Here is a 23,450-nt window from a genome sequence, read left to right as displayed (position 1 = left end):
GTTGGCTGCCATTTGGTCCCAGCCGTCATTTACCTTGCGCTCTAGCGCTTTTTTTACGCCATCAATTGCATTCAGTGCTGTGATTTGCAGTTCACGCTCATCGCTATAGAGCTTGAGCCAACCGGCGGCATCGTTGCGCCAACCATTGAGCTCGTGTGTGATGCCCACGGCATCCCACAGTGCCAGCACATGGGGTGCGTTTTGAGTGCCATCGGCCTTCTTGCCGCGTTCTTGCATAAAGCGGATGGCATCCTTCGCGGCATCCTTTCGAAGGCTCCATGGATAGCGCGTGCTCATTTTGGCCAACTGCGTCGCGCTGAAACTACCGTCCTCTTTACTGAATGCGGAAACGGTGCCGTTATCGGGCAACTGCGCGACGGAGAACTGCGCTCCGTACTCCAATACTTGGCCCAAAGCCTCTTCCGTGGCGATGGCTCCGTGGCTATGTTTGGTGCCTTTGGCCATTTGTGCCGGATGGATGGTTTGCATCCGTGCATTGCGCAGTTTGGAGTTGCTGGTGTATTCCTTGATCGTCTCGTCGCTCCATGCGCTTTCGCTAAACGCGATCCAGGTGGGGCCGCATTTTTCTGGCCGCTCGATCACTAGATGGTGAAGGCGGGCATTACTGTGTCCTTGGGTCGTACACGCCATGCTTGGAACGGGTTTGGCCATCGCACTATTCGGTTGCTTGACCAGCATGCCATCCAGAGTAACGGCATACACCTCCCACAAATTGACGCCACGGGCATGGCTGGCATAAAACAGGTACACAAACCCCGCCCGTAACGTGCGTAAGGCATATGCAAAGTCGCTGCCAAGCGGTATATCTGTCACCCGTGCGCCGCTGGCCCATCCGGGTAAAGAAGGACTCACGGAGCTAGGTACAACGGTATAGCGCACCGGCATGATGGGTAGGCCGCTGGCCTTGCAGTCATCACAAAGCTTACTCATCTTACTTTTCCCTCAATCTGCAATGTTGTCAGTTTCTAAGCGGGGTTCATCGTATTTTTTAAGAGGCATGCACTACTTGCCAATCGGTAACTGATAGCTGCGCAACGACACCGCTGTAGTAGGCATCAGTGTCACGCTCCTTCAACACGGCCTGTACCAATGGATGGATATCGAAGTACGGATGTACGCACAAAGCATGTTCAGCAAAAACGGCCAGGTCACCTGGGTCATGGAAATTTAAAGCTCTTGCACGGCGCAGTGCCGCCATACATACCTCATGCAACTGCGCTAGATCTGGGCGGCCAACTTCTGGTTGACTCAGATATTGGCGCAAGCCGTGATTGAAGGCTTTAATGTGGCCTATATTGGTCCACTGGTGAGCGCTAAAAGCGTGCACGCCGACCTCTGAAACTACATCCGTGTTCGAGTCTTTGTCCGCGTGCAGTGCGGCTAGACACCCCAGTGGATCCAACAAGTACCAGCATTGCACAGACCCAAGCCATGTTGCTTGCTGGGTGCTATCCAACAAAGGCCACAGTGCCCACAAAACAGCTGGGTCATGCCACCTCAACAGGCTGCCATGCCCATCAGGGTGCATTTGCACCATGGCCCGACCTATGCGTGCAGCCACCTCCCCAACTGAGCCGGCGATTTGCAGCCAACCTGCAATGCGCCGCCCATCGCCCGCCCGCAAGGTATCGGATTGCAGTTCGGCCAATGCCAGTTCGACACTGGCGCGTAACAAATCGCTGTCGGAAGGACGCTCCAGATGTAAGGCATACCAGGTTGGCTGCCAGTGGCGTGGAATATCAGGATGCAAGAGGGTTACGGAAAAACGGTCAGGCACGGCCTTATCTTGTAAGGCGGACAAGGTATCGGGTAGGTCTTGGAATCCGCCATCTACAGCCAACCACAGCGCCACGCCAGGTTTTTTCGCCATTTCCGTGTGCAGCGATTCGCATATAGCATCCAAAGATGGGCGAGCGTTTGGTGCGACGGTTTCCTTCATGCTAATCATCCAAGGTTGACGGTTGCCGACTGTTCTGAGGCTGCATCGGAAAGCGCTTTAGCACAGCCTTTAATTTCGCCCGCCTTCGGCAAAGCCAACGAGGCACTCGCCGTCCCCGGCCCGGCCAACTCCACAGCACTCCCCTTAAACGCCATCGTCCCCGGCCCCTGGATGGTGATGTTGCCCCCTTCAATGCGCAACCCCGCGCCCCCCGCTGTCAGCAGGATGTGGGTTTGGGCGGCTATCTGGATACCACCCGTCACGCTGGCAAACGTCACCGTCTTGTCCGCCGTGATGCGGGTCTGCCCGCTCTGGCTTTGGCTGCTGAGCTTACCGCTGGCGGCGTGGAGTTGGATGCCGGTCTCGGTGTTGGGTTTGCTGCTGCCAACGCTGGTTTTTCCATAGGTGAACAGACTGATGCCGGACTTGACGAGTTGGTGGTGGTTGCCCTGGGCGGCCAGGTTGAGGTCTTGCCCTGCGCTGAGGCTGCTGGTGCTGCCGGCGCTGAAGATGGCCGACTCGGGGGTGGTGGCTGCAATGCCTGCCGGGCTGCTGAGTTGCAGCAAGGGGTCGCTGTAGGCGGTTGCATTGTTGTCGCTGGCTTGCAGCACATCCACGTTGTGCTGCTGTTGCGCCAGGGCCGGGAGCTTGCCGGGTTCGGGCTCGTCCTTGCCTTGTGCTTTGATTTTGGCGTTGTGCTTTTGCGCGGTGTCGGCCAGTTGGGTTTGCAGCTGCAGGCTGCTCCGGGCTTGGCTGGTGGCTTCTGCGCTGTCCATTTGCGTGCGGCTGGCATGGGCCCGTGCGTCGGTGCTGAGTAGCAGGCCGCTGCCTGCGCGGGTAGCGGCGCTGTGTTCGGTTTTAAGCTCGGCACCGAAGCCTGCGGGGGCTAGGCGCTGGTTGTCGCTTTGGTGGCGTAGCTGGCCCAGGTTGAGTTCGGCTGTGCCTTGGTGGGCTTTGGCGTGGTGTTGCAGGCTGGTTCTGCTTTGGCCAGGGGTATCGTCCAACACCAGTTGGTTGTAGCCGCCTGCGCCGGTTTGGCTAGCAGACAGGGCTTGGGTTTTGATGCCGGACAGGACGGCGGGGTGGGCATTGCCGGTAGGGTGGCCGGTGTTGTTTTCTGTGTCGGTACCTGTGTGGGTGTCGCCCTGCTCACCCGGGAACCAAGCGGGGGCGTTGCCGGTGGCAACTCCTGCGCCTTGGGCTTGGCTATTGTGGGCGGCGTTGCGTTGGCCGATGCCGTTGTAGACGCAGGCGGTGGCGATGGGGCGGTCGATGTCGCCTTCTATGAAGTCGATCAGCACTTCCTGGCCGATGCGGGGGATGGCCACGCTGCCCCAGTTGGCGCCCGCGCTGGGGGCCAGGCTGGCGCCCAAGCGGACCCAGGTGCCGCTGTGGGCGTTGGCGGGGGCACCGCTGTGGCCTGTAGGGTTACTGGCATCGCTGGGGTGCTCCAGGCGGCTGTGGCTTTGGCTACCCCGCTGCCAGTGGAACTGGACTTGGATGCGGTGGTCGCGGTCGGTGTGGATGACGGCTCCTTCGGGGCCGACGACGATGGCGCTTTGCTGGTCCCAGACGGTGGGTTTAGGGTGCAGGCGCAGGCCGTGGCCGTCGGTGCTGGCGGCGCGGTAGGGGATGCTGGCGCGGATGGCCTCGAAGCGGTTGCGGTACAGGGGTAGCTCGGCGTGGCTGGCGGGGTCTGGGGTACGGCCAGCTTGGCTTTCTACTTTACTACTTTTTTTATAGCTGCTAGCGCTGGTCCCATCTGCGCTAGCTGCCATTTTTATACTAAATTCTGATCCTACTGCATCACCCATGTCCAGGGCGCTGCCCAGGCTTTGCAGGGCTGCGGCCTGGAGTGCGGCACCCAGGTTGTTCTGGGCCTGGTGGACTACGCGCAGCAGGATGAATTGGCGCTCTTCTTCATTGCTGCCTTGGTCGTGCTCGGCGTGGCCGTGCAGGGTGAAGCGGCTGGCGGGGCCGAAGCTGCGCACGGTGCCGGCACCGGTGAAGGTTTTGTTGCGCGCCTGCAGGGCTTGGAGCTGGCATTCGGCGATGCGCTGGCCTTGGGCGGGGGTCTCGTAGGCGTACAGGCCTGGGTGGTCGCGGCTGAGCAGGAGGGCGTTTTGTGCCGGTGCGGTCGTGGCCGTGGTGGCGCTGCTGTGCGCGGAGATGGGGCGGGTGTGGGTGCCGCGGTAGTCCCAGCTGCTGATCTCCACGGCCTGGGTGTGCCAGCGTCTTTGGCTGCGCCAGCGGTCGATGCTGTCGCGCGCCATGGTGGCACCCGGCTGGGTGAAGTCCACCTCGGCGCGGGGGTTGGGGGCGAAGGCCTGGTTGTGGTCGGCGATGACCAGGGTGTGGGCGCCCAGGCTGGGGCTGTCAGGGTCGCCTTGGTGTTCGATCCAGGCGAACAGGCCTTCTTCGGCCATCAGGCGGCTGATGAAGGCCAGGTCGCTTTCCTGGTATTGGGTGGTGAGGCTGCGCGGGCGGTAGATGGCCGGGTCTTGCAGGTCTAGGCGCCACTGGGGGTTGAGGGTGCCTTGTCCTTGGTAGTCACCAAAGATGCTGGCCAGGATGTCGGGGACGGCCATGTCTTGGTAGAGGGCGCTGTCGCGCCGGTAGGCCAGGAAGGCCAGCCAGGGTTCGATGGTGAGGTGGTAGCGGGCCAGGCCGCCGTTGGCGCCCGCCAGCTCGGCGTGGGTTACATGGCCGTGCAGGGGACGTAGCCCGGGTTGGCCGTCGCTGCCGTCGACATCGGTCTGCAGTTGCAGCAACACGGGTTGGCCGATCAGTTGGTCCAGGTCGATCTGGGCATCCAGGCTCAGGCAGCTCAGGCGCAGCTGGGTGGCGCAGACGGGCATGGCTTGGCCGCCAGCATCCTTGCCGCTCCAGCCTTGCGGGCCGGGAAAGAGCTCTTCCACGGCTTGCAGTCGCTCGGCCAACAGCACGTCGGGGCCCAGCGGGGTGTGCAGGCGCAGCAGGCGCGCATTCTGGCTCCAGCCCGGCCCGAGGAGTGCACTCAGGCTGCCGAGCGGGGTGGAGTCGAACAGGTCAGTGGCGCTCATGGCAGGCGGGCTTGGCGGATGTTATTGCGGGCGGACATTGGGGGAGGTCATTGCAGGGTGTATTTGAACTCCCCGGCTTTGTTGGCCGAGACTTTGATTTTGCCAATGCTGCTGCCTGCCGCCATTTTGGCGAGCACGCTCTCGGCGATCTCGGGTAGCAGGGTGCCGTTCAAGATGTTGTCTACGTTGCGCGCACCGGAGTCCACCTCGGTGCAGCGGGCCAGCACGGCTTCGACCAGCGCGTCGTCGAAGACGAAGCTGGCTTTGTGGTTGGTGGCGATGCGCTTTTGGATGCGGCCGAGCTTGAGGGTGATGATCTGCGCCAGCACGTCGTCGGCTATCGGGTAGTAAGGGATGACTTTGAGGCGGCCCAGGAAGGCGGGTTTGAAGGCTTTCATCAGCTGCGGGCGGATCAAGGCTTCAAGCTCTTGCACGCCAGGGAGTTCGTCTGCGGTTTTGTTCAGGCAGGCTTGCATCATCTGGCTGGAGGCGACGTTGCTGGTGAGGATGATGATGGTATTTTTGAAGTCGATCTCGCGGCCTTCGGCATCGTCCATCACACCCTTGTCGAACACCTGGAAGAAGAGTTCGAGTACGTCCGGGTGGGCTTTTTCGACCTCGTCGAGCAGCACCACGCTGTAGGGGTTGCGCCGCACGGCTTCGGTCAGTACACCGCCTTCGCCATAGCCCACATAGCCGGGGGGCGAGCCTTTGAGGCCACTGACGCTGTGGGCTTCTTGGTACTCGCTCATGTTGATAGTGATGAGCTTTTTCTCACCACCGTACAAAACATCGGCCAGCGCCAGCGCGGTCTCGGTTTTGCCGATGCCGCTGGGGCCGACGAACAGGAACACGCCCTTGGGTTTATGCGGGTCGTCCAGGTTGGCGCGCGAGGTGCGTACGCGCTGGGCAACGGCCTCGATGGCGTGGGGCTGGCCCAGCACGCGCTCCTGCAACAGCGGGGCCAAGTTCAGCACGGTTTTGATTTCATCCTTGACCATCTTGCCCAGGGGAATACCCGTCCAGCTGGCGACGATTTCTGCAACGACGTGGCCGTCTACCTGCACGGGGACCAGAGGGGTTTCGCCTTGGTGGACTTTGAGTTCGGCGAGCAGGGTTTGCAGCTCGACCAAGGCCGGACTCGTAGGGGTGGCTTTGGCTGTAGCGGACTTCTTGGCCACTTTGGCGGCAGCGGGCTCGTCGGAGGGGGCCGTGGACGTTGCCGAAGTCTCCAGCGCCAGGCGGGCTAACTTGATTTTCTGGGTGAGTGCGCGCTCGGTATCCCAACGGGCGGTTTGCAGCACCAGCTCTGCGTTGGCTGCATCGCGCTGGGTCGTTAGTTCTTTGAGGCGGGCCTGGTGCAGGCCGCCGCTGGCTTGCTCGCGCTGCAGGCTGGCGATTTCTGCTTGCATGCGGTCGAGGTGCTTGCGGATGTTTTCGAGCAACGCGGGCATGGCGTTTTGGCCCAGGGCCACTTTGGCGCAGGCGGTGTCCAGCACGCTGATGGCTTTGTCGGGAAGTTGGCGCCCACTGATGTAGCGGTGCGATAGGCGCACCGCTTCGGTGATGGCTTCGTCATAGATGCGTACGTTGAAGTGCGCCTCCATCACAGCGGCCATGCCGCGCAGCATGGCGCAGGCAAGTTCTTCGCTGGGTTCTTCGACCTTTATGACCTGGAAGCGCCTTGCCAGCGCGGCATCTTTCTCAAAGTACTTTTTGTATTCGCTCCAGGTGGTGGCGGCGATGGTGCGCAGCTCACCGCGCGCCAGCGCGGGTTTGAGCAGGTTGGCGGCGTCGTTTTGACCAGCCTGGCCACCGGCACCGATCATGGTGTGGGCTTCGTCGATGAACAGGATGATGGCGTGCGGGCTTTTTTTGACTTCGTCGATGACGTTTTTGAGGCGGTTTTCAAACTCGCCCTTGACGCTGGCACCGGCCTGCAGCAGGCCCATGTCCAAGGTATGGATTTCCACGCCCTGCAAGACTTCCGGCACATCGTTCTGAGAAATGCGCAAGGCTAGGCCTTCCACTACTGCAGTTTTACCGACACCGGCCTCACCGGTCAGGATGGGGTTGTTCTGGCGGCGGCGCAGCAAAATGTCCACGGCCTGCCGGATCTCGGTGTCGCGGCCAATCACCGGGTCTACCTTGCCGTCGCGGGCGCGCTGCGTGAGGTTAGTGGTGTACTGGTCTAGCGCCGGGGTCTTGCTGGCGCCTAAGACCGCCATATCGCCAACCGGATCGGCGCCGAGTTCTGCCGTACCCGTTGCATTCTGGCTGGTGGCCGCGGCGCTTTCTTGGGAGCCTTCGGTGATTTTGGCTAAGTCGTGCTTGAGCGCGTCTAGCTTAAATTTAACGAACAGCTTGGAGCCGCGGTAAGCCAGCTGAGCCAAGTCCGGCTGCGTCAGCAGGGCCAGCAAAAGATGGCTACTGCGGATGCGCCCGCTCTGATTGTCCAGCGAGGCAATCAACCAGGCGTGTTCAAACAAGGTGGGCAGGTGCTGCGACAGCACGGGTGTACGTGTGTTGCCGGTCTTGAAGCGGGAGATTTCTGCCTCCAGGTCGGTCTGCAAACTCTCTATGCCGATGCCGCTGCGGCGGGCAATCAGCACAAAGTCGCTTTGCGGCTGCTCCAGCAAAGCCAGGAACAGATGCTCTAAATCCACCTCGTACTGTCCACGCCCCATGCAGATGCTGGCCGCACGCTCTGTAGCGGTACGGCTGGTGTCGTTAAGTTTACTGATAAGCGTTTTGAGGTTGATATCCATGTCTTACGTTTCCGTATAAGCAATTATTCTGACAATGTGTGAACTTCATAGCAGACGTCGCCGCGGTCGTTTGCTTCTGGTTGGGTCGCCAAAAACATGTCCCAACCCAGCCGCCCACCACCGCGCCCAGAGCCCAAGCTGGCACCGGCCACGTCCTGCGCCCGCAGTACTACTTGCACTTCATACCCCAAGCACACGCCGGTAAACATGGTGAGCATTTTCGCCAAGGCCTTGGCGGCCTTTGCACCGGGCAAAAACAGCTCAAAATCCGACCGTGCCAGTGGGCCAAACCGCAAGCGCACGCGCAGGTCGCGTTGCCATACACGTTCGCCCACCATGGCCGCCGTGCCCAAGGTCGCGTTGGTAGAGCCGAGCTTGGTCTGGTGCGCCAATGGCACCTTGTACCAGCAGCCGACGAACTGCTCGACCGTCAACGGAACCATGAAATAGTCGGTCAACACCCGTTGCAGCAGCGCGGCAGAAGCAGGGCGCTGGCGCAGTGCGGCCGCGAAGTAACCGAGAGACGCATCCTGCACCCCTGCGTCGCCCTGGAACAGGCGGTCGTGCAGCGAACCATGTCCCACGCCGGCCAAGGACAACAACAAGGGCAAAAAACGATCTTTGTTGCCGGCCTCGTACTGCAGCTCCACGCGGTACTTGCACCATGCTTGGTAGAACAACGCCAGTGCCCGGTTCGAGAACGTATCCAAAAAGGCCCTCGGCCCCTCACGCTCATCCTTATCCCTCTCCGCCAACTGGTACGCTGCAATACGCTCGGTGTAGTGGCTGGGCAAGGCTCCGTTGCCGCCCAGAAAACCCATGAAGGTCGGCGTAATATGGATATGGGCTAGTAAACCTTCTTTGATGGCTTGTTGCAGGCCTTCCACGCTGCGATCCACCTGCTCAGGGGTTGCGCCCAGCGCTTCCAGTTCGCTGGCGGGGTAGCCCAAAGAAACCCGGTTGGCGAAACGTATATGCCCCGTCAGCGCCTGTCCATCCGCAACGCCATTGCGCTTGAGCCACATCTCGATGAGCCGAACCGCTTGAAAAAACTGGAAACGGTAGGGTGCGTCCAATAACTGCTGGATTACGCTAGGGTCAAATCTCCGCTTCGTGGTCGGCATCGCAGCAACTCCTCCCCTGTTCTTTTGGAAGCGATGACGAGCTGCGTAAAGCTATTGATGTGCACATAGAGCCCCAAAAAGCGCTCAATTACGCTGGCAAAAACATGCAGCCCACTGCCCACAAATCCTTCCTCGTCCACCACCAACCGAACCTCCACGCCACGCACTAAGCTGGCAAACGGATTGCCTGGCAACCAGGCTGTGGCGGCGCGATGCTCAATGGAAAAAACCGCACTAATCTGCCGCTGCGATGTCGGAGAGCGCTGCAGGTCGTACAAGGTCAACATCTCCTGGAATGCTTCCAGTCCACCTTTTTCCAGCGATAGATGGTTCAGCGACAGGTGGGAGATCAGCCGCCAATGGGCACCTCGCCCCCGTTCGAAGCGTGCCGGATGTGTGGGCTTGCGTAAAAATCCAATGCTACGCACCAAGGTACCGCCCACCAGAAACAAATCACCGCCCGGCAAACCGTATGTCAATGAGGCGGGTAAGTCCCGGTTGGTACAGGTGAGTTCCAGGCTGAGCGTGTCGGTTTCGATGGCGGCAGGATCAAAGTCAATGTCCACAATCGAAATTTCGGCCTCATACCCTGGGCTTTTGAGCGCGACCATTTCGTCGCGCCGCATCATCCAGTAATGCCCGGCCTTGCTTTGCGTCTGCCCGTGGCGCAGCGAATAAAAAGGCCGAAACTCGGTGATCGACTCGCCCTGCGGCGTTTGCCGCACCAGCTTCACCGCATCAATGGTGTACACCTCGTAGGCAAAAGCATGGCGAGAATCGGCCACCACCGGATAACTTGCTCCTGCATGCGTTAGGCGGATGGGGTCGCCCCGCTGCTTGAAAAGATTGATCACGGGCGTGCAGCCCAGCAGCATGTTCTGGACCGAGAGGGCTCCCAACATGCGAGCAATATTGGAATTCGACTGCAAGCCGCTCAGCGTCAAATGCAAAGTAAAACCCTTGCAGCTGTAAGGCAGCAACGTGCCCATGCTGGCTAGGTCCAAATCCAAAAAATTGAACTTTTCAGGGAATGAAAAATACTCGGTTAAGAGCCGATATGCAGGATGCGAACGAGCAGGAAAATCAATCAGCGCATCTTCCTCAGCAAACCCGACCTCAGCCAGCGGCAAGGCGTTTAGAGCGATCCATTGGCCGGTGCGCGGAATCTCCACATAAGCCTGCACCACCCGCGTAAACAACGCGTCGCGCAGAGCCGCACAAAATGAAGGTTCACCATCCAAAAAGACCCGTAGTTTGGCCACGCCCAACTGCGCAATTCCGACCTGTTCGGAGGTGGTCTCGATCCCAATGCTGATTTTGGATGTGACGTTAGGGGGCAGCTTTACTGATTCAGGCGCGGAAATAATCGGATCAAATTGCACATGGGCAAACCGAACCGGGGCGACCGTAACGTCATAAGCCGTGCGGAACTGGCAAGCAACACCTTTTACAGGACGGGTAGACAACTCGGTACCACGGGGAATACTGGACGCGGTGGTCAGTTGCGCTGCGCTGGCAGCATAGTCCATCCGGGCAATGGAACACGACGGAAAGGGCCGCAAATAATGCGGATACAACACGTCCAGTAGTGCTTCGGTAAATTCAGGGTAATCGTCGTCAATACGCTTCGACACGCGCGCACTCAACAACGCAAATGACTGGATCATGCGTTCGATATGCGGGTCTTCGCATACCTCGCCAGCCATTAACAAACTGCCAGCAATCTTCGGGTAACGGTCGGAGAACTCGCGAGAGTAGCGCCGTAAAAATCCCAGTTCACGCTCGTAGTATGGAAGCAGTTCTTGCAACTTAAACCCCTATACGTGCGGTATGCGGGGCTTTGCTAATGGAGTACTGCAAAGACGAAGGTTGCAACACTGCATCAAAATTGACCGGCTCTTGTGCTGCGTTAACCACCAAAAGAGCCGTAATAGAAAAACTCAAACGATTTATCGAGTTCACCTGTAGCTCAAGTGAAGCTTTCACATTTCGCAATCTTGGCTCATGCCTGGTAATAGAACGCTCCAAGCTGCGGCAAATAGCGGCACGGTCGTCTGTACTGGCCAAACTCATACCGGCAAAATCATTCAACCCATACGTAATGATTGAATTACTGCATTCGGGATACTTTTGCATCACCTCGTCTGGAATAACCGCACGGGTATTCAACAATGACTCCAGATCACGCGCAACCGTATCCTTGATTTCTTCGATGGACAGGCGCTTAACTACACTTTGCGATGTTGCCTGGAACTTGTCGTCCATAAGCTTATCCATCAAACCGGGAGTAAAGCCTTTCATCAAAAAGTATCCAAATATAAAAAAGTAACCGCAGAATAACTTACGGTTACTTTTATTTTACGAAAATTAAGAAACTTTGTTTTTAGACAAGTCCCAGTTACCGGATGTGTTACCACCGGCACCACCAGAAATCTTCTGCTGGGTATAGGTCCACTTTACCTTCGAGTAGGTCAGACCCACAGTATCGGTCAAAATGCCACCAGCCATTACAGATGGAGCCACATCGCTGATGATAAGGTTTTCAATTTCAATTTCGAAATATTTAACGCGATCGCCTTTGCCATCCGCGCGCATAAATTCAAATTTAGCCTTGGAGATGGTCTTACCAGAAGAGCAATTTTGCAGCAACAATGGTGTAGACAAATCAGCCAACTTAGTCAGCACAATATCCTTGTGCTCACACCGTTCAGCGGTATGACCCCCACCGGTGGATGCTGTGGCAGATTTAGGCTGCAGCACTTCAAACTGAACAGATTGGCATTCAATCCAATCTTTATGGGTTTCATCGGTAGACTCACCCTTGATACCATCAATTTGCAAATAAACATCAATTGCCATAACTTACCTTTCAGTTAAATTAAACCACTATGGTTAGGAATTGGACGACTGCGGCAATTCAGCGACCAAGCGAAGAGATACCGACAACTCATCCAATTGAAAATGCGGACGCAAGAAAGAAACGGCCCTATACACTCCAGGCCTACCAGGAACTTCAGACACTTGCACAGATGCTTCACGCAAAGGGAACTGCGCTTTGGCTTCTTGACTGGCGTTATCATCCAGCAGTACATATTGTGCAATCCAACGATTCAGAAAATCTTCAACATTGGATGCCGCTGCAAAGCTCCCAATCTTGTCGCGCATCATCGATTTCATGTAGTGCGCAATCCGCGACACTGCAAAAATATACTGAAGCTGCGATGACAACACCGCATTGGCGTTAGCCGAATCAGTGTTATAGCTTTTCGCCTTCTGTGCCGACTGGGCACCAAAGAATGCAGCGTAATCTGTGTTTTTGCAGTGGACCAGAGAAATAAATCCCAAATCGCTTAGCTCTTTTTCACGCCTGTCGGTAATAGCAATTTCGGTTGGACATTTAAGGGCGACTTCACCTTCATCCGTTTTAAACGTGTGCGTTGGCAGATCCTCTACCAGACCACCACCCTCCACACCGCGGATGGCAGCACACCAGCCAAAGTCTTCGAAAGCTTTGGTCAATTTGGTGCCAAAGGCATATGCTGCATTGCACCAAAGATATTTTCCGTGGTCCGTGCCGTCCACGTCCTCTACAAAATTAAACCCCTCGACCGTGGCACCGTCTTTGGGGTTAAACGGTAAGCGTCCCAGGAAGCGTGGCAATGTAAGCCCCACATAGCGTGAATCTTCAGATTCACGGAACGACTTCCATTTGGCATACTCAACTGTGTCGAATATTTTGGACAAATCACGGGGTTTGCCTAGATCACTATAAGTTTCCAAGCCAAAGAGTTCAGGCGATGCCGCAGAAATAAAAGGGGCATGGGCAGCCGCTGCAATGCGCGACATTTGCTCTATAAAGTACATGTCTTCGGGCTGACGGGTGATTTCGAAATCGCCAATCAGGGCACCAAATGGAGCGCCACCAAAGGTCCCAAACTCTTCCTCATAGACCTTCTTGAAAATAGCACTTTGATCGAATTCAAGTGCAGAATTAAAATCTTTTACCAACTCTTTCTTTGTTGCATTAAGTACCTTGATCTTAATGTTTTGGCTGGTTGTCGAATTTTTAACCAAATAATTCAAGCCAGTCCAACTGCCCTCTAGCTTTTGAAACTCTGGGGCGTGCATGATCTGGCTAACTTGATTTGAAATCAACCGATCAATTTCTGCAATACGTGCATCCAAGGTTGCAGACATATTTTCAGAAACTATGACCGTGCCGTCCATGACTTGCGCCACCAACTCCGAGATAATATCTTTGGCGCGCGCATGTTCAGCTGAAGATTTGGCCACCTTGCTTTGCTCAACGATTTGGTCAAGCAAGCCACCCTCTACTGCAGGCAATGCCTGAGATTCGGGCGCGGCATTTTGTAAAGACATATTTAACTCCGCTTATTTCAAATTACTCTGACTCAAGGCCGCCATCTTTTCCGTATTATTTAATACTTCGTTCAGAATATCTTCCAGCTTTTCGCTTCCGGCCAGCTTATTGCGCAAGTCTGCCAATTTGGTTCTGGCTTCCAGTAACTTCTTGAGTGGTTCAACCTGCTGCACGACTGACTCAGGCCGAAAATCCTCCATTGACTTGAATTTCAGATCAACGCCAAACTCTCCACCTTTGTCACTCAATTCATTTTTAACGCGGTAGGCAACTCTGGGTTCAAGTCCCTTCATTACTTCGTCAAAATTATCTGGATCAATATTGACAAATTTACGATCTTTCAATTTCACTTGTGGAATTTCAGATTTTCCACTGAAGTCGCCTACCACACCGGTGACAAATGCCAACTCTTTTTTCTCAATAGCGTCACCAATTTCTACGTCGTACGTCATTTGCACACGGGGCGGGCGTACTTTTTGAAGTTTTTTCTGAATGCTTTCACTTTTTGCCATGATCACTCCACAGAGAACGAAAAATTTAGAAAATATAAAAATTAATCAGCGCTAAAAATAATGCACTGGAATTTCACTGGCACTTACTTCAGGCCACCGAATGGATTCGATTTTCCAGCGTCTTCATCTGCACCCGACTTGCCACCGATTGGCGCGGGTGCGCCACGCACAGGTTTCGCGGAAATAATGGGAGCTTTCCCCGCCGTCACGGGAGCACGCAGTTTATTTTGCGTAGCCGCAGGTGCAGGTACAAGTACAGTCTCACCCAGATTTTCACGCAATATTTTCGCTAAATCCTGGGCTTCATTCTTCACAGTTCCGGACAAGGCATTTTGTGTGCGCAAGTCAGACAGTGATTTGGTAGCCAAACGCAGTCCGCTTACGGTCACGATACTGTTGGCAATTTTGTCTGTGGGATCCCTCTGCAAAGCTTCCAGCGCATTGGTGATAGCTTCACCGTAATTGGCACTATCAAATTTAATTTGAGCAATGCGCAACCAAGGTGTCTTGTCTGTAGGAAATTTGTTTGTTGCGCCCTTGAGTAAGATTACCGCTTGATCCGTCTGGCCTGCCGCCTGGGCAGAATTTGCCTCCGCAAGACTGCTCTCCAAGGTGACCTTGGCAGCCTCAGGCTCTACCACTTTGGCAGGAGCCGCACACGCGCCCAATAGCCCTACAAGCAGAGAAAGCGACACCCATTTACATTTTTCAACAAACACTTTGAAACACTCCTATTGCAGAAACAACCAACTCAGCGTGAACATTTAAGCTGAGTTGGACGATGCTAGCGCATTTAATCTCTCCAATCTGACGATTCGAATTCATGTCATCAATTTTGAGGAAAAATTCAGGAGAATTCAGGAAAATTTAAACAAAATCATATACTTACTTACATTTACAGGTGGCACCGTGTAGCATGCCGCAGTGAGGCACCAATGTGTCACGGGTAAAAGTCCCACATCAAAATATAAGGATATTCAAGCCAGTTTTCGCATAGGCGCGTGCCCCGTTGTGCGCACTTTTGAGTGGCGTTGGCAGCGATGAAAACCGGTGTCAAGTCGGATGACTGTACAGCTCATACATAATTATTTGCTGAGATGTACCGTCTTAAACGCCAGCCAAAGGGCCCGTCACCGCCCCTGTGCAAGAGCACAAACAGGTGAAGGCTGTCAAATCAAGTACCGGCGGTGGTATGCGGTATCTAGGCTAGGTGTAACCGGGAAACCATATTGAACATGAAGTTACTTCTGAGCGTCTTATGCTGCTTGGCAGTTGGGGCGATATCTGGCTGCGCAGCATCATCCGCAGTGTCCATCATTGGTTCCATTGCAACCACTGCCTTAGAAGCCAGCGGCTTGAAAAAGCCTGATGCACCCGAGGTTCCAGATGCAATGAAGGTCCCCCGCACGGTGTCGATCAAGCTGCACGCAAGCGAAACCCTCAACTTAGATGCGTCAGGCCGCCCTCTCGCACTGGTAACCAAGGTATACAAACTAAAGCAAAGCACCGCATTTCTGCAAGCACCTTACGATACGTTTTTGAACCCACAGAAAGAGAAAGAAGCGCTTGGAACGGACCTGCTGGAGGTCAAGGAAGTAACCTTGGTACCGGGACAACACTATGAAGTGGCAGAAAAAGTAAGCTATGAAGCTGGCTTTATAGGGGTGGTGGCTCTTTTTCGCAATCCCGCTCCTGCACGCTGGCGCGTTGCCTTTCCGGCAGCGTCCGCTGAGAAATCAGGAATTGTGGTCGGGATGCACGCATGCGTTATGTCCGTGGGTACCGGCACGACGACTTCAGGCGACCCCACTACGGCCAATCAGTTGTTGTCGTCCGTGCGTTGTCCTTGACGGCACTTTTTATCAATCAACGGTAACCGCGAGATCCGTGAAGTGAATCAAACCAGCAAAGTCCTATGGGGTGAGGGCCTGTTCTTGCGCCCGCAACATTTCCAGCGACAAGACCATTACCACGAAAGTCGGCTCCACCAAACAGCGGCGGCACTACACCCTTACGCATGGGGTATCCACAAGATACAGATCGACAGAGATGCGCTGCTGAATAACACCCTGCGTTTTCTTGAGTTGTCCCTGATTTTCCAGGATGGCGAAATCTACAAAGCACCCGACGAAGATGAGCTGCCGGATGCCATTTCTTTGTCCGATCTACCACTGGCGCAGCAGACCACTACCTACTATCTAGCGCTGCCGACGCTGAAAGACTTTGGCGGTAACTTTTCGGCAAGTACCCACAACAAACAATCCACACGCTACACGCAAGCCAACCGAGAAACCCCGGATCTGTTCACAGAGGCGGCCAAAGCAGAGCTCACTTTTCTACAAAAGTCCGTACGGCTCGTATCCGAATTTGAGCCACGTGACTCCTTGCTGTGCATGCCATTGGTGCGTTTGCGCAGGGCATCCACCGACGGATATGAAATCGACCCTAGTTTCGTGCCCCCCAGCCTGTCCATCAGCAGTGCCCCGTTTATATTCTTGAGGCTGCGCCGCCTGATGGATGCACTGCAAGCCAAGGTCAATGCGCTGTATGGCCACCATCGCGAACCCAGCAAAAATGTCGTTGAATTCCGGTCGGGCGATATATCGTCTTTCTGGTTGCTACACACCGCAAGCACCGCTTATGCCAACCTGACCCATTACCTACACCATCCGCAGTTGCACCCAGAACGCTTGTTCGAACAGCTGCTGTCTTTGACGGGCTCTTTGATGACGTTCTCCAAAAACTATGCTTTAAGCGATTTACCAGCGTACAACCACCAAGACCCTGGCCCCGGCTTCAGCCAGATCGACACCATCATCCGAGAGCTGCTGGACACGGTTATTTCGTCGCGTTACTTCGCCATTGCCTTGTCGGAGGTCAAACCGTCGTACCACTATGGCACGCTCGACTCCGGCAAGATCGATGAAAAAACCGCTTTCTATTTGGCTGTAAGCGCCGACATGCCTGGGGTGGAACTGATTGACGTGGTGCCACTGCGCTTCAAAACCGGGGCACCCGAGGACGTGGAAAAATTTGTTTTGGCCGCCATGCCCGGTGTCAAGCTCATTTACTCGCCTCAAGTACCCGCCGCAGTACCGGTGCGCCCCGACACCTACTACTTTGCGATTGAAAACAAAGGTGCCATGTTCGAACGCATGCTGCAAGCCCAATCCATCAGCATCTACGTACCCTCCGGCATGCGCGACCTCAAACTTGAATTACTGGCAGTTACTGCATGAACACACCTGTTTCCACTGCCCCATCCCTGCTGGGCCCAACCCCTGCGGCAGCGCCATTTACCGCTGAGGCACCGGTCACTGCACATTCGCTGATGGACTTGATGTATGACGGCTTTTATGCCCTCTTTCTGCTCAAAAACCGCAGTGCGCCGCTCGACGAAGTGGTGTTCTCCGCCAAGATGCAAAAGTTTCTTGGCGACGTAGACCGCAATGCCAAGAAGCTTAGTGTCTCAGCCGAGGACGTGCACGCGGCCAAGTACGCGTTTTGCGCTTGCGTAGATGAAACCATCCTGCGTTCGCAGTTCTCCATCCGCGATGCCTGGGAGCGGCGGCCACTGCAGTTGGTCCTGTTTGGTGACCAGTTGGCCGGTGAAAACTTCTTTAACCAGTTGGAAACCCTGCGCGCAAAGGGCAGCGCGCATCTGCAGGCGCTGGAGGTATTCCATATGTGCCTACTGCTCGGTTTTGAAGGTAAATATGTGTTGGAAGGCGTGGAAAAACTCCATTACCTCACGGCCCGACTCGGTGACGAAATCGCCCACATGAAAGGCAAAAGCGCAGGTTTTGCCCCGCATTGGGCACGCCCCGACAGCATCGCCAACCGCTTGCGCAGCGATGTCCCTCTTTGGGTTATTGGTGCCTTATTTGGCTTGATTGCCTTGTCGGGGTATGGGGTTTTGAACTGGATGCTACAAAACTCCACCCAAGCCAGCATCAACGGCTACAGCGACATCGTGCGGCTGGCACCGCGCGCGGCCAATTTGACCATCACCCTGCCCTGAGTTTCATGGTTTTGGGCGGCTTGGCCGCTCGAAGCATGCCGTCCCATCCATACACAATCATGCAGTTCACGCCCCCAGGTGTAGCCAGCTTCAACCCTTTCGGCCCCGGCCTGTCCCAGCACGCACGGCTGATCACGCTGCAAAGCGCCCAGACCCAAGGCCAGGATGCAGAGCTGCCCCAGACCTTGGTGGTGGAACGCTTCACCGGGTTTGAGGCGGTCAATGCCCTGTTTTGCTTTGATATCGATGCTTTGTCGGTTTCCACGCACCTGGACTTGCAAAGCTTCATCGGTGGAGAACTGTCCCTGCGCTTGCTGCAGGCCGATGGCAGCCAGCGCACCTGGCACGGCTACTGCACCCAAGCCCACTGGCTAGGCTCAGACGGCGGCACAACCCGCTACCGCCTGCGCCTGGAGCCCTTTCTGGCCTTCCTGCGCGAGCGCCGCGACAGCTTCATCTTCCAGGACCAGACCGCGCAGCAAACCATCACCCAGCTCTTGGGCGACTACCCGCAAGCCAACTTCCAGTGGGACACCACCCAAAGCCTGCAGCAGCGCCCCATCTGCACCCAGTACCGCGAGAGCGACCTGGACTTTCTGACCCGTTTGCTGGCGTCTGAAGGCCTGAGCTGGCGTTTTGTCCATGACCAGGATGGCCCGGACCACCCTGCAAGCCCTGGAAGCCCAGGAAACAACACCAGCAACACCAGCAACAGCCCAAGCAGCCTGCGCGCCCACCACCAGATGGTCATCTTCGATGCCGCAGCACAGGCCCCCACCATGCCCGGCGGCTACGACAGCATCCGCTTTCACCGGGTCCGCGCCACGGAGAGTACGGACGCCATCACCGACTGGCGTGCCCAGCGTCGGCTGCAGCCCAACGCCGTCACCCGCGCCAGCTGGGACCCGACCCAACTGCTGGCCCTGTCCGCCCAAGAGGCATCTCGTCCCCTCACCACGTCCCCATCCAGCGACAGCGCCGCCGCCTTGCCGACCCTGGAGATATTTGACGGCAGCGGTGAGCGCCACCTGGCCGATGCCGCGCAGGCCAGCACCCATGTACGCCTGCAACTGCAAGCCCTGGAGTTGGGCCGCCAGACCTTCCAAGGCACAGGTGCCGTGCGCCAACTCGCCGCAGGCCACAGCTTCACACTGACCCAGCACGACAGCTATGCAGAAGACGGCACGCAGAACGCATTTACCGTGCTCCGCATCGAACATGCAGCGGTCAATAACCTGCAAGCGGGGATGCTGGATGTTTTAAGTATAAAAACAGCCTCCAGCGCATATGCCACCAGCGCAAGCAGCTCTACATTTGATAGTAATCAGAGTCTGACCGACCAGGATGCTCTGGCCAACCTGGACAACCTAGCGCCGGGCACCTACCGCAACCGCTTCAGTGCGGTGCGCCAGTCGGTGCCCATCGTGCCCCGGGCCACGGCACAACGCCGCGCCCCCACCGCTCTGGGGCCACAAACCGCCCTGGTGGTGGGCTTGACGGGTAATGGTGACAGCAGCATCACCACAGAGCGCGACCACCGCATCAAGATCCAGTTCCCTTGGCAACGCGGGCAGACCCCGGTGGCGGGTGGACTGCATGACAGCGGGTCACCGGACTCCGCAGGCCCCGCAGATCCAGGCAATGCTCCTGGCAATGACGCTAGCGGCACCTGGGTCCGTGTAGCCGAGGCCCTGGCCGGCCCCAACTGGGGCAGCCAGTTCACCCCCCGTATCGGGTCTGAGGTACTGGTGAACTTCATCGAGGGCGATATGGACCGCCCCCTGGTGGTGGGCCAGCTCTACAACGGCGCCGACCTGCCGCCCTTCTCCGCCGGGGTGGACTCGGGCGTCAACCACGCCGGGGTGGTCTCCGGTTTACACAGCCAGGGGCTGGATGGGGATGGATACAACCAATGGGTGGTAGACGACTCCAGCGCCCAGCTGCGCATGCGCCTGGCCAGTAGCACTGCAGCCAGCCAGCTCAACCTGGGCTACCTGGTGGCCCAGGCCCCTACCTCGGCCCAGCGGGGCAGCTACCGCGGCAGCGGCTTTGAGCTGCGCACGGATGCCTGGGGCGTGCTGCGCGGGGGCGAAGGCGTGTTGTTGTCCACGCATGCCCGTGCCGGCCAGGGGAGCAGTGGTGCCCATAGCGTCACCTCCACCCAGATGGATGCCGCACACAGCGTGGCCCAGCTCCACGCCGCCCAGCAGTTGACCCAAGCGCTGATGGATGCCGCCACGCACCAAACCGCAGGCAACAGCAGCCCCGCCCAGCAAGCCCACATCGACCTGAACGCCGCCATCGACCCGCAGCAGTTGGGTAAACACCCAGGCAGTGTCAACGGGCAAGAAGCCCTCAAGGCCAGCCCCGGTAGCCGAACACTGGATGCCGCCCAACCCGTAGAACGCTTTGCCACCCCGCTGGTGCTGCTGGAAGGCCCGGCCAGCATCCACTGGGCCACCCCGGCCAGCACGGCAGTGTTTGCCGGAGCGCAGCTACAGTGGACGACGCAAGGCGACAGCCACTGGGCTGCCGCCCACACGGTGGCCCTGGTGTCCGGCCAGGCCAGCAGCCTGTTCAGCCATGCGGGGGGTATCCAAGCCTATGCGGCGAACGGCCCGGTATCGGTGCAGGCACATACCGCAGCCTTGGAGATACTGTCGGACCAAGCCATCACGGTGCTCAGCGTGAACGACAGCATCCTGATCCAGGCCAAAGGCAAGATCACGCTGCAGGCGGGGCAGAGCAGTGTGGTGCTGGAGGGGGGCAACATCACCTTTACCTGTCCGGGCACGTTTCTGGTTAAGGGGGGGAGCCATCCGTTTGGCGGGCCGGGGAGGAATGCGGCTGAGATGGAAAAACTGCCGGATTCGCGGGTGAAGTTGTTTGATGAACAGTTTGTGTTGCGCGACCCGAATGGTGAACCCTTGGCCGCCGTGCCACATACGATTAAGGGCGCTGACGGTAAAGAGCGGGCGCACAGCGAGGCCGATGGCAAGTCGACTCGGGTCTCTACCAGTGCTAGTGACAAGCTGAAATTTGAACTGCGTTGGCATGAGCTGGAGGGGAAATGAATTTCTGTATAAAACACAGAGTTATCCTGGCGTTTCTATTGGCTCCAGCACTATTTCCCACAGTTTTATTGATTGAATCTTTATATATGGAGCCAATGCAGATTGAAAACGCTCTGCTCCTAGCCGCTACTGCCGCAATATTTACGTACCCAATCACTCTGGCCATTGGTGCTCCACTATTCCTTCTGCTCAACCATTTTTCTATTCGTGCGTACCTTGCTTATGCAAGTGGAGGCGTTGCAATTGGCATTGCAACTGCATTGATGCTTGAAGGTTATACCTACATACGCCCAGAGTTTTTTATAGCGTGCTCACTTGTAGGATTTTTTTCTATTACTGCTTTTTGGTTAATAAACTTTTGGCAGGGTTTAAATGTCCAAAACGTAAACCGGCTTCTTGATTTTTTATGTATTCAGAAGGAGGTAAATTAATAGATTTTCAAAAGAATTTTGTTAGATCGTATGAATAATCCGCCACCGTTAAACCCATCATTGGAACCCTTGCATGGCTGATCCGACTACCGTTGAAGCAATGACAAACACTACGCCCAACTCTTGTGTGGATGTCCATTGCGACTGCAACACCATGTGGTCATTTGCCCAGCAATTTGGCTATTTACGCCTGAGTACGGCAACCGGAGATTTCAAGTCCAAACTGATCGAAGACTATGAGGTGCGAGCTAGACGCATTGCTGCTACCTACGCCCGGTTCTATTTGGAACAGGAAGATGGCAGTGATCTGGCCAAAAAAGGCCGCTTTTACTGGATGGCGCTGGGTGCTTTTGCCAGCAAAACGGTAGCCTGCACCATTGCCGCCTGGCAGGTGCAAGTGCAGGCCACTCTGCTATCGCGTAAAACGCTAGATGGCTTGGGCAAGGGCAACTTCTGGCTCTTCCAGGACATCAGCGGCTGGCACTACTACTACGCCAAGTACAGCAGTACCTTTGAAACCTGCCTAGATAGCCGCGACGCAACCCAATATGCCAAACCCGTGCTGGCACAGATGAACAAATTACCCTGGAAGGCGGAAGCCTTGCCTAAGATAAATAATTTGAAAGTATCCAAGGAAATTAAACAAGGGTTTGCATTGGTGAAGCAGATTGAAGGGCAGTCGGATACAACAAAGCGTCCTCCGCTACAGCTCAAGCATCTACTTGCTATTGCCGACCATGAGCAAGGCGTAATTTTGCAACCACTGATTTACGCTGATCCTGGTTTTTCTCGGTGGATCGGTGTACAGCGATGGCCGCTCATCCATTCCATGTCACCCAAGCTGGAGCTGGTATTTTCTAGTGCATGCTCAATCGATAAGTCGGAGCTCAAGTCCGTTGCACCGGATGATACGAAACTGGAGGACTTCGAAAGCCGAATGAAATGGATTGGAGAGGCTGCCAAGGATTTTCATAAACTCATGCAAAAACAAGCTGCCTACATGGAAGGCGAACTCCGCACTATGGCTGGCTGGGTAGATATGCCTGATAAAAAGTGAGCCCCAAAACTGGATGTATTGTGATAAGCATGAGCTGCCTGAAACGCCTTGCCAACGCAGCCTTCTGTGGCTGTATATCGCTTTTACTGCTGGCCTGTGGTCAGGCCAGCAGTACAAATACCGAGATTAAGAAAGAAACCCCTGCTATGTCACAACAAGTCAGCATCCATATCGGTGAACTTGGCCCAGAATTACTTAAGCGTTACCCCGCCTTGGTAAAGGTGCAACATCAGCCAGCGGGAGTAGATTTTTACAAAATCGATTGGGATCAACGCCCCCGAGGAGTTGTGATCGTTGAGCACGGAAAGCACTCGTTCAAGATTGAGGATGTGTTGGGTACTAGCGCAACGCAGGACTTGGGCAAGTTGGCCAGTGAAGGACTCTCTGAAATTGATATTTATGCAGGAATGTCTGTTTCATCCCCCGGCCTCATTCCTCACGACGAAGCTCGTCTGAAAACTTACGCACTTCTACAACGGATTTTGCAAGCGGGGTGGCGGCCTATGGTTTCCCGTAGCGACCCGCGCATCAGCGGCAAAGCGCGGTTTGACTATTTTTTTAGCGTTGATGACACCATCGGCCTGGATCCACTCTATACACCCAGTCTTGAAGAGTGGATGCGCATTGAAAGCCGCACCGACTGGATGTTTTATGCCGACCACCTTTACATGACGGTTAGCTTCACCCGTGAAAGAACTTTGACTGACCCGACCAAACCAGGTTCGTATTTGTTGAACTTCAACGTCAAGAGTGAGGCCGAGTATTTCAGGGGATTTGTAGAGCCGCTTAAACGCGATCAATGGAAAGAGTTATTGCCTGCAGTTTTGGCCAAACTCGCACCTATCCGCGCTAAGACGGAAGCCGAGTTACGCGCCAAAGGTGTCAAGATCAACGAAAGCTACGAAGAAACGCCACTGCCAAGTCTTAAGTAAATTTAAGCTAAACCAAGCATTTCCGCAGATACTATCTGCGCAAGCAGCTATTCATTTCATAGCAAACGTGCCGTTATTGCGCGTAGCCGAGGCCCTGGCCGGCCCCAACTGGGGCAGCCAGTTCACCC

At 56.0% G+C, this 23,450-nt stretch carries 18 protein-coding genes; 7 read left to right on the top strand and 11 right to left on the bottom strand.

What is annotated here, in order from left to right:
- The 11 genes from ABI213_RS14130 to ABI213_RS14080 all read right to left on the bottom strand — a co-directional run.
- A partial coding sequence (locus ABI213_RS14130) for a T6SS effector BTH_I2691 family protein (RefSeq protein ID WP_348027579.1) occupies positions 1 to 951 on the bottom strand: 951 nt, incomplete at its 3' end.
- Positions 952 to 1,009: 58 nt separating this feature from the next.
- Positions 1,010 to 1,960, bottom strand: a complete 951-nt coding sequence (locus ABI213_RS14125; RefSeq protein WP_348027577.1) for a DUF4123 domain-containing protein — start codon at positions 1,958 to 1,960, stop codon at positions 1,010 to 1,012.
- 5 nt (positions 1,961 to 1,965) lie between these two features.
- Entirely contained in the window at positions 1,966 to 5,022 is a 3,057-nt protein-coding gene (gene vgrG, locus ABI213_RS14120; protein ID WP_348006436.1) for a type VI secretion system tip protein VgrG, read from the bottom strand.
- Between the two features lie 47 nt (positions 5,023 to 5,069).
- The gene (gene tssH, locus ABI213_RS14115; protein ID WP_348006437.1) at positions 5,070 to 7,790 is read right to left on the bottom strand and encodes a type VI secretion system ATPase TssH; all 2,721 of its coding nucleotides are present in this window, start codon (positions 7,788 to 7,790) and stop codon (positions 5,070 to 5,072) included.
- A gap of 23 nt (positions 7,791 to 7,813) precedes the next feature.
- Complete coding sequence (gene tssG / locus ABI213_RS14110; protein WP_348006438.1) at positions 7,814 to 8,914, bottom strand: type VI secretion system baseplate subunit TssG; 1,101 nt, start codon at positions 8,912 to 8,914, stop codon at positions 7,814 to 7,816.
- Positions 8,878 to 10,722 carry a type VI secretion system baseplate subunit TssF gene (tssF, locus tag ABI213_RS14105; protein WP_348006439.1) on the bottom strand — a complete coding sequence of 615 codons (1,845 nt, stop codon included), beginning with the start codon at positions 10,720 to 10,722 and terminating at the stop codon, positions 8,878 to 8,880. Before tssF ends, tssG begins: the two co-directional genes overlap by 37 nt.
- Before the next feature lies 1 nt (position 10,723).
- A complete protein-coding gene (gene tssE / locus ABI213_RS14100; RefSeq protein ID WP_348006440.1) occupies positions 10,724 to 11,215 on the bottom strand; it encodes a type VI secretion system baseplate subunit TssE in 492 nt (163 codons plus the stop codon).
- Between the two features lie 66 nt (positions 11,216 to 11,281).
- Positions 11,282 to 11,773: a type VI secretion system tube protein Hcp gene (locus ABI213_RS14095; RefSeq protein ID WP_348006441.1), complete on the bottom strand. Its 492-nt coding sequence runs from the start codon at positions 11,771 to 11,773 to the stop codon at positions 11,282 to 11,284.
- Positions 11,774 to 11,806: 33 nt separating this feature from the next.
- On the bottom strand, positions 11,807 to 13,294 hold the full coding sequence (gene tssC / locus ABI213_RS14090; protein WP_348006442.1) for a type VI secretion system contractile sheath large subunit: 1,488 nt from the start codon (positions 13,292 to 13,294) through the stop codon (positions 11,807 to 11,809).
- Between the two features lie 12 nt (positions 13,295 to 13,306).
- Positions 13,307 to 13,807 (bottom strand): type VI secretion system contractile sheath small subunit, encoded by a 501-nt coding sequence (gene tssB / locus ABI213_RS14085; protein WP_348006443.1) that lies wholly within the window; start codon positions 13,805 to 13,807, stop codon positions 13,307 to 13,309.
- Between the two features lie 83 nt (positions 13,808 to 13,890).
- Positions 13,891 to 14,526 carry a hypothetical protein gene (locus ABI213_RS14080; RefSeq protein WP_348006444.1) on the bottom strand — a complete coding sequence of 212 codons (636 nt, stop codon included), beginning with the start codon at positions 14,524 to 14,526 and terminating at the stop codon, positions 13,891 to 13,893.
- Between the two features lie 516 nt (positions 14,527 to 15,042).
- Here ABI213_RS14080 and tssJ point away from each other — a divergent pair.
- From tssJ to ABI213_RS14045, 7 genes are all read left to right on the top strand, one after another.
- Complete coding sequence (gene tssJ, locus ABI213_RS14075) at positions 15,043 to 15,657, top strand: type VI secretion system lipoprotein TssJ (protein WP_348006445.1); 615 nt, start codon at positions 15,043 to 15,045, stop codon at positions 15,655 to 15,657.
- A gap of 42 nt (positions 15,658 to 15,699) precedes the next feature.
- Complete coding sequence (gene tssK / locus ABI213_RS14070) at positions 15,700 to 17,046, top strand: type VI secretion system baseplate subunit TssK (protein WP_348006446.1); 1,347 nt, start codon at positions 15,700 to 15,702, stop codon at positions 17,044 to 17,046.
- Positions 17,043 to 17,828 (top strand): type IVB secretion system protein IcmH/DotU, encoded by a 786-nt coding sequence (icmH, locus tag ABI213_RS14065; protein WP_348006447.1) that lies wholly within the window; start codon positions 17,043 to 17,045, stop codon positions 17,826 to 17,828. The genes tssK and icmH overlap by 4 nt, the downstream gene beginning before the upstream one ends.
- A 59-nt stretch (positions 17,829 to 17,887) precedes the next feature.
- Positions 17,888 to 20,902 carry a type VI secretion system Vgr family protein gene (locus ABI213_RS14060; RefSeq protein ID WP_348027575.1) on the top strand — a complete coding sequence of 1,005 codons (3,015 nt, stop codon included), beginning with the start codon at positions 17,888 to 17,890 and terminating at the stop codon, positions 20,900 to 20,902.
- Between the two features lie 68 nt (positions 20,903 to 20,970).
- Positions 20,971 to 21,333 (top strand): hypothetical protein, encoded by a 363-nt coding sequence (locus ABI213_RS14055; RefSeq protein ID WP_348027574.1) that lies wholly within the window; start codon positions 20,971 to 20,973, stop codon positions 21,331 to 21,333.
- A gap of 73 nt (positions 21,334 to 21,406) precedes the next feature.
- The gene (locus ABI213_RS14050) at positions 21,407 to 22,390 is read left to right on the top strand and encodes a hypothetical protein (protein ID WP_348027573.1); all 984 of its coding nucleotides are present in this window, start codon (positions 21,407 to 21,409) and stop codon (positions 22,388 to 22,390) included.
- A gap of 29 nt (positions 22,391 to 22,419) precedes the next feature.
- A complete protein-coding gene (locus ABI213_RS14045) occupies positions 22,420 to 23,322 on the top strand; it encodes a hypothetical protein (RefSeq protein WP_348027572.1) in 903 nt (300 codons plus the stop codon).
- Positions 23,323 to 23,450: the final 128 nt, after the last annotated feature.

Origin of the sequence: Rhodoferax sp., from assembly GCF_039922535.1 — a bacterium.
GTDB lineage: Bacteria > Pseudomonadota > Gammaproteobacteria > Burkholderiales > Burkholderiaceae_C > Rhodoferax_B.
The sequence above is the reverse complement of the archived record's forward strand: the minus strand, read 5'-3'. Positions and strand labels throughout refer to the sequence as shown.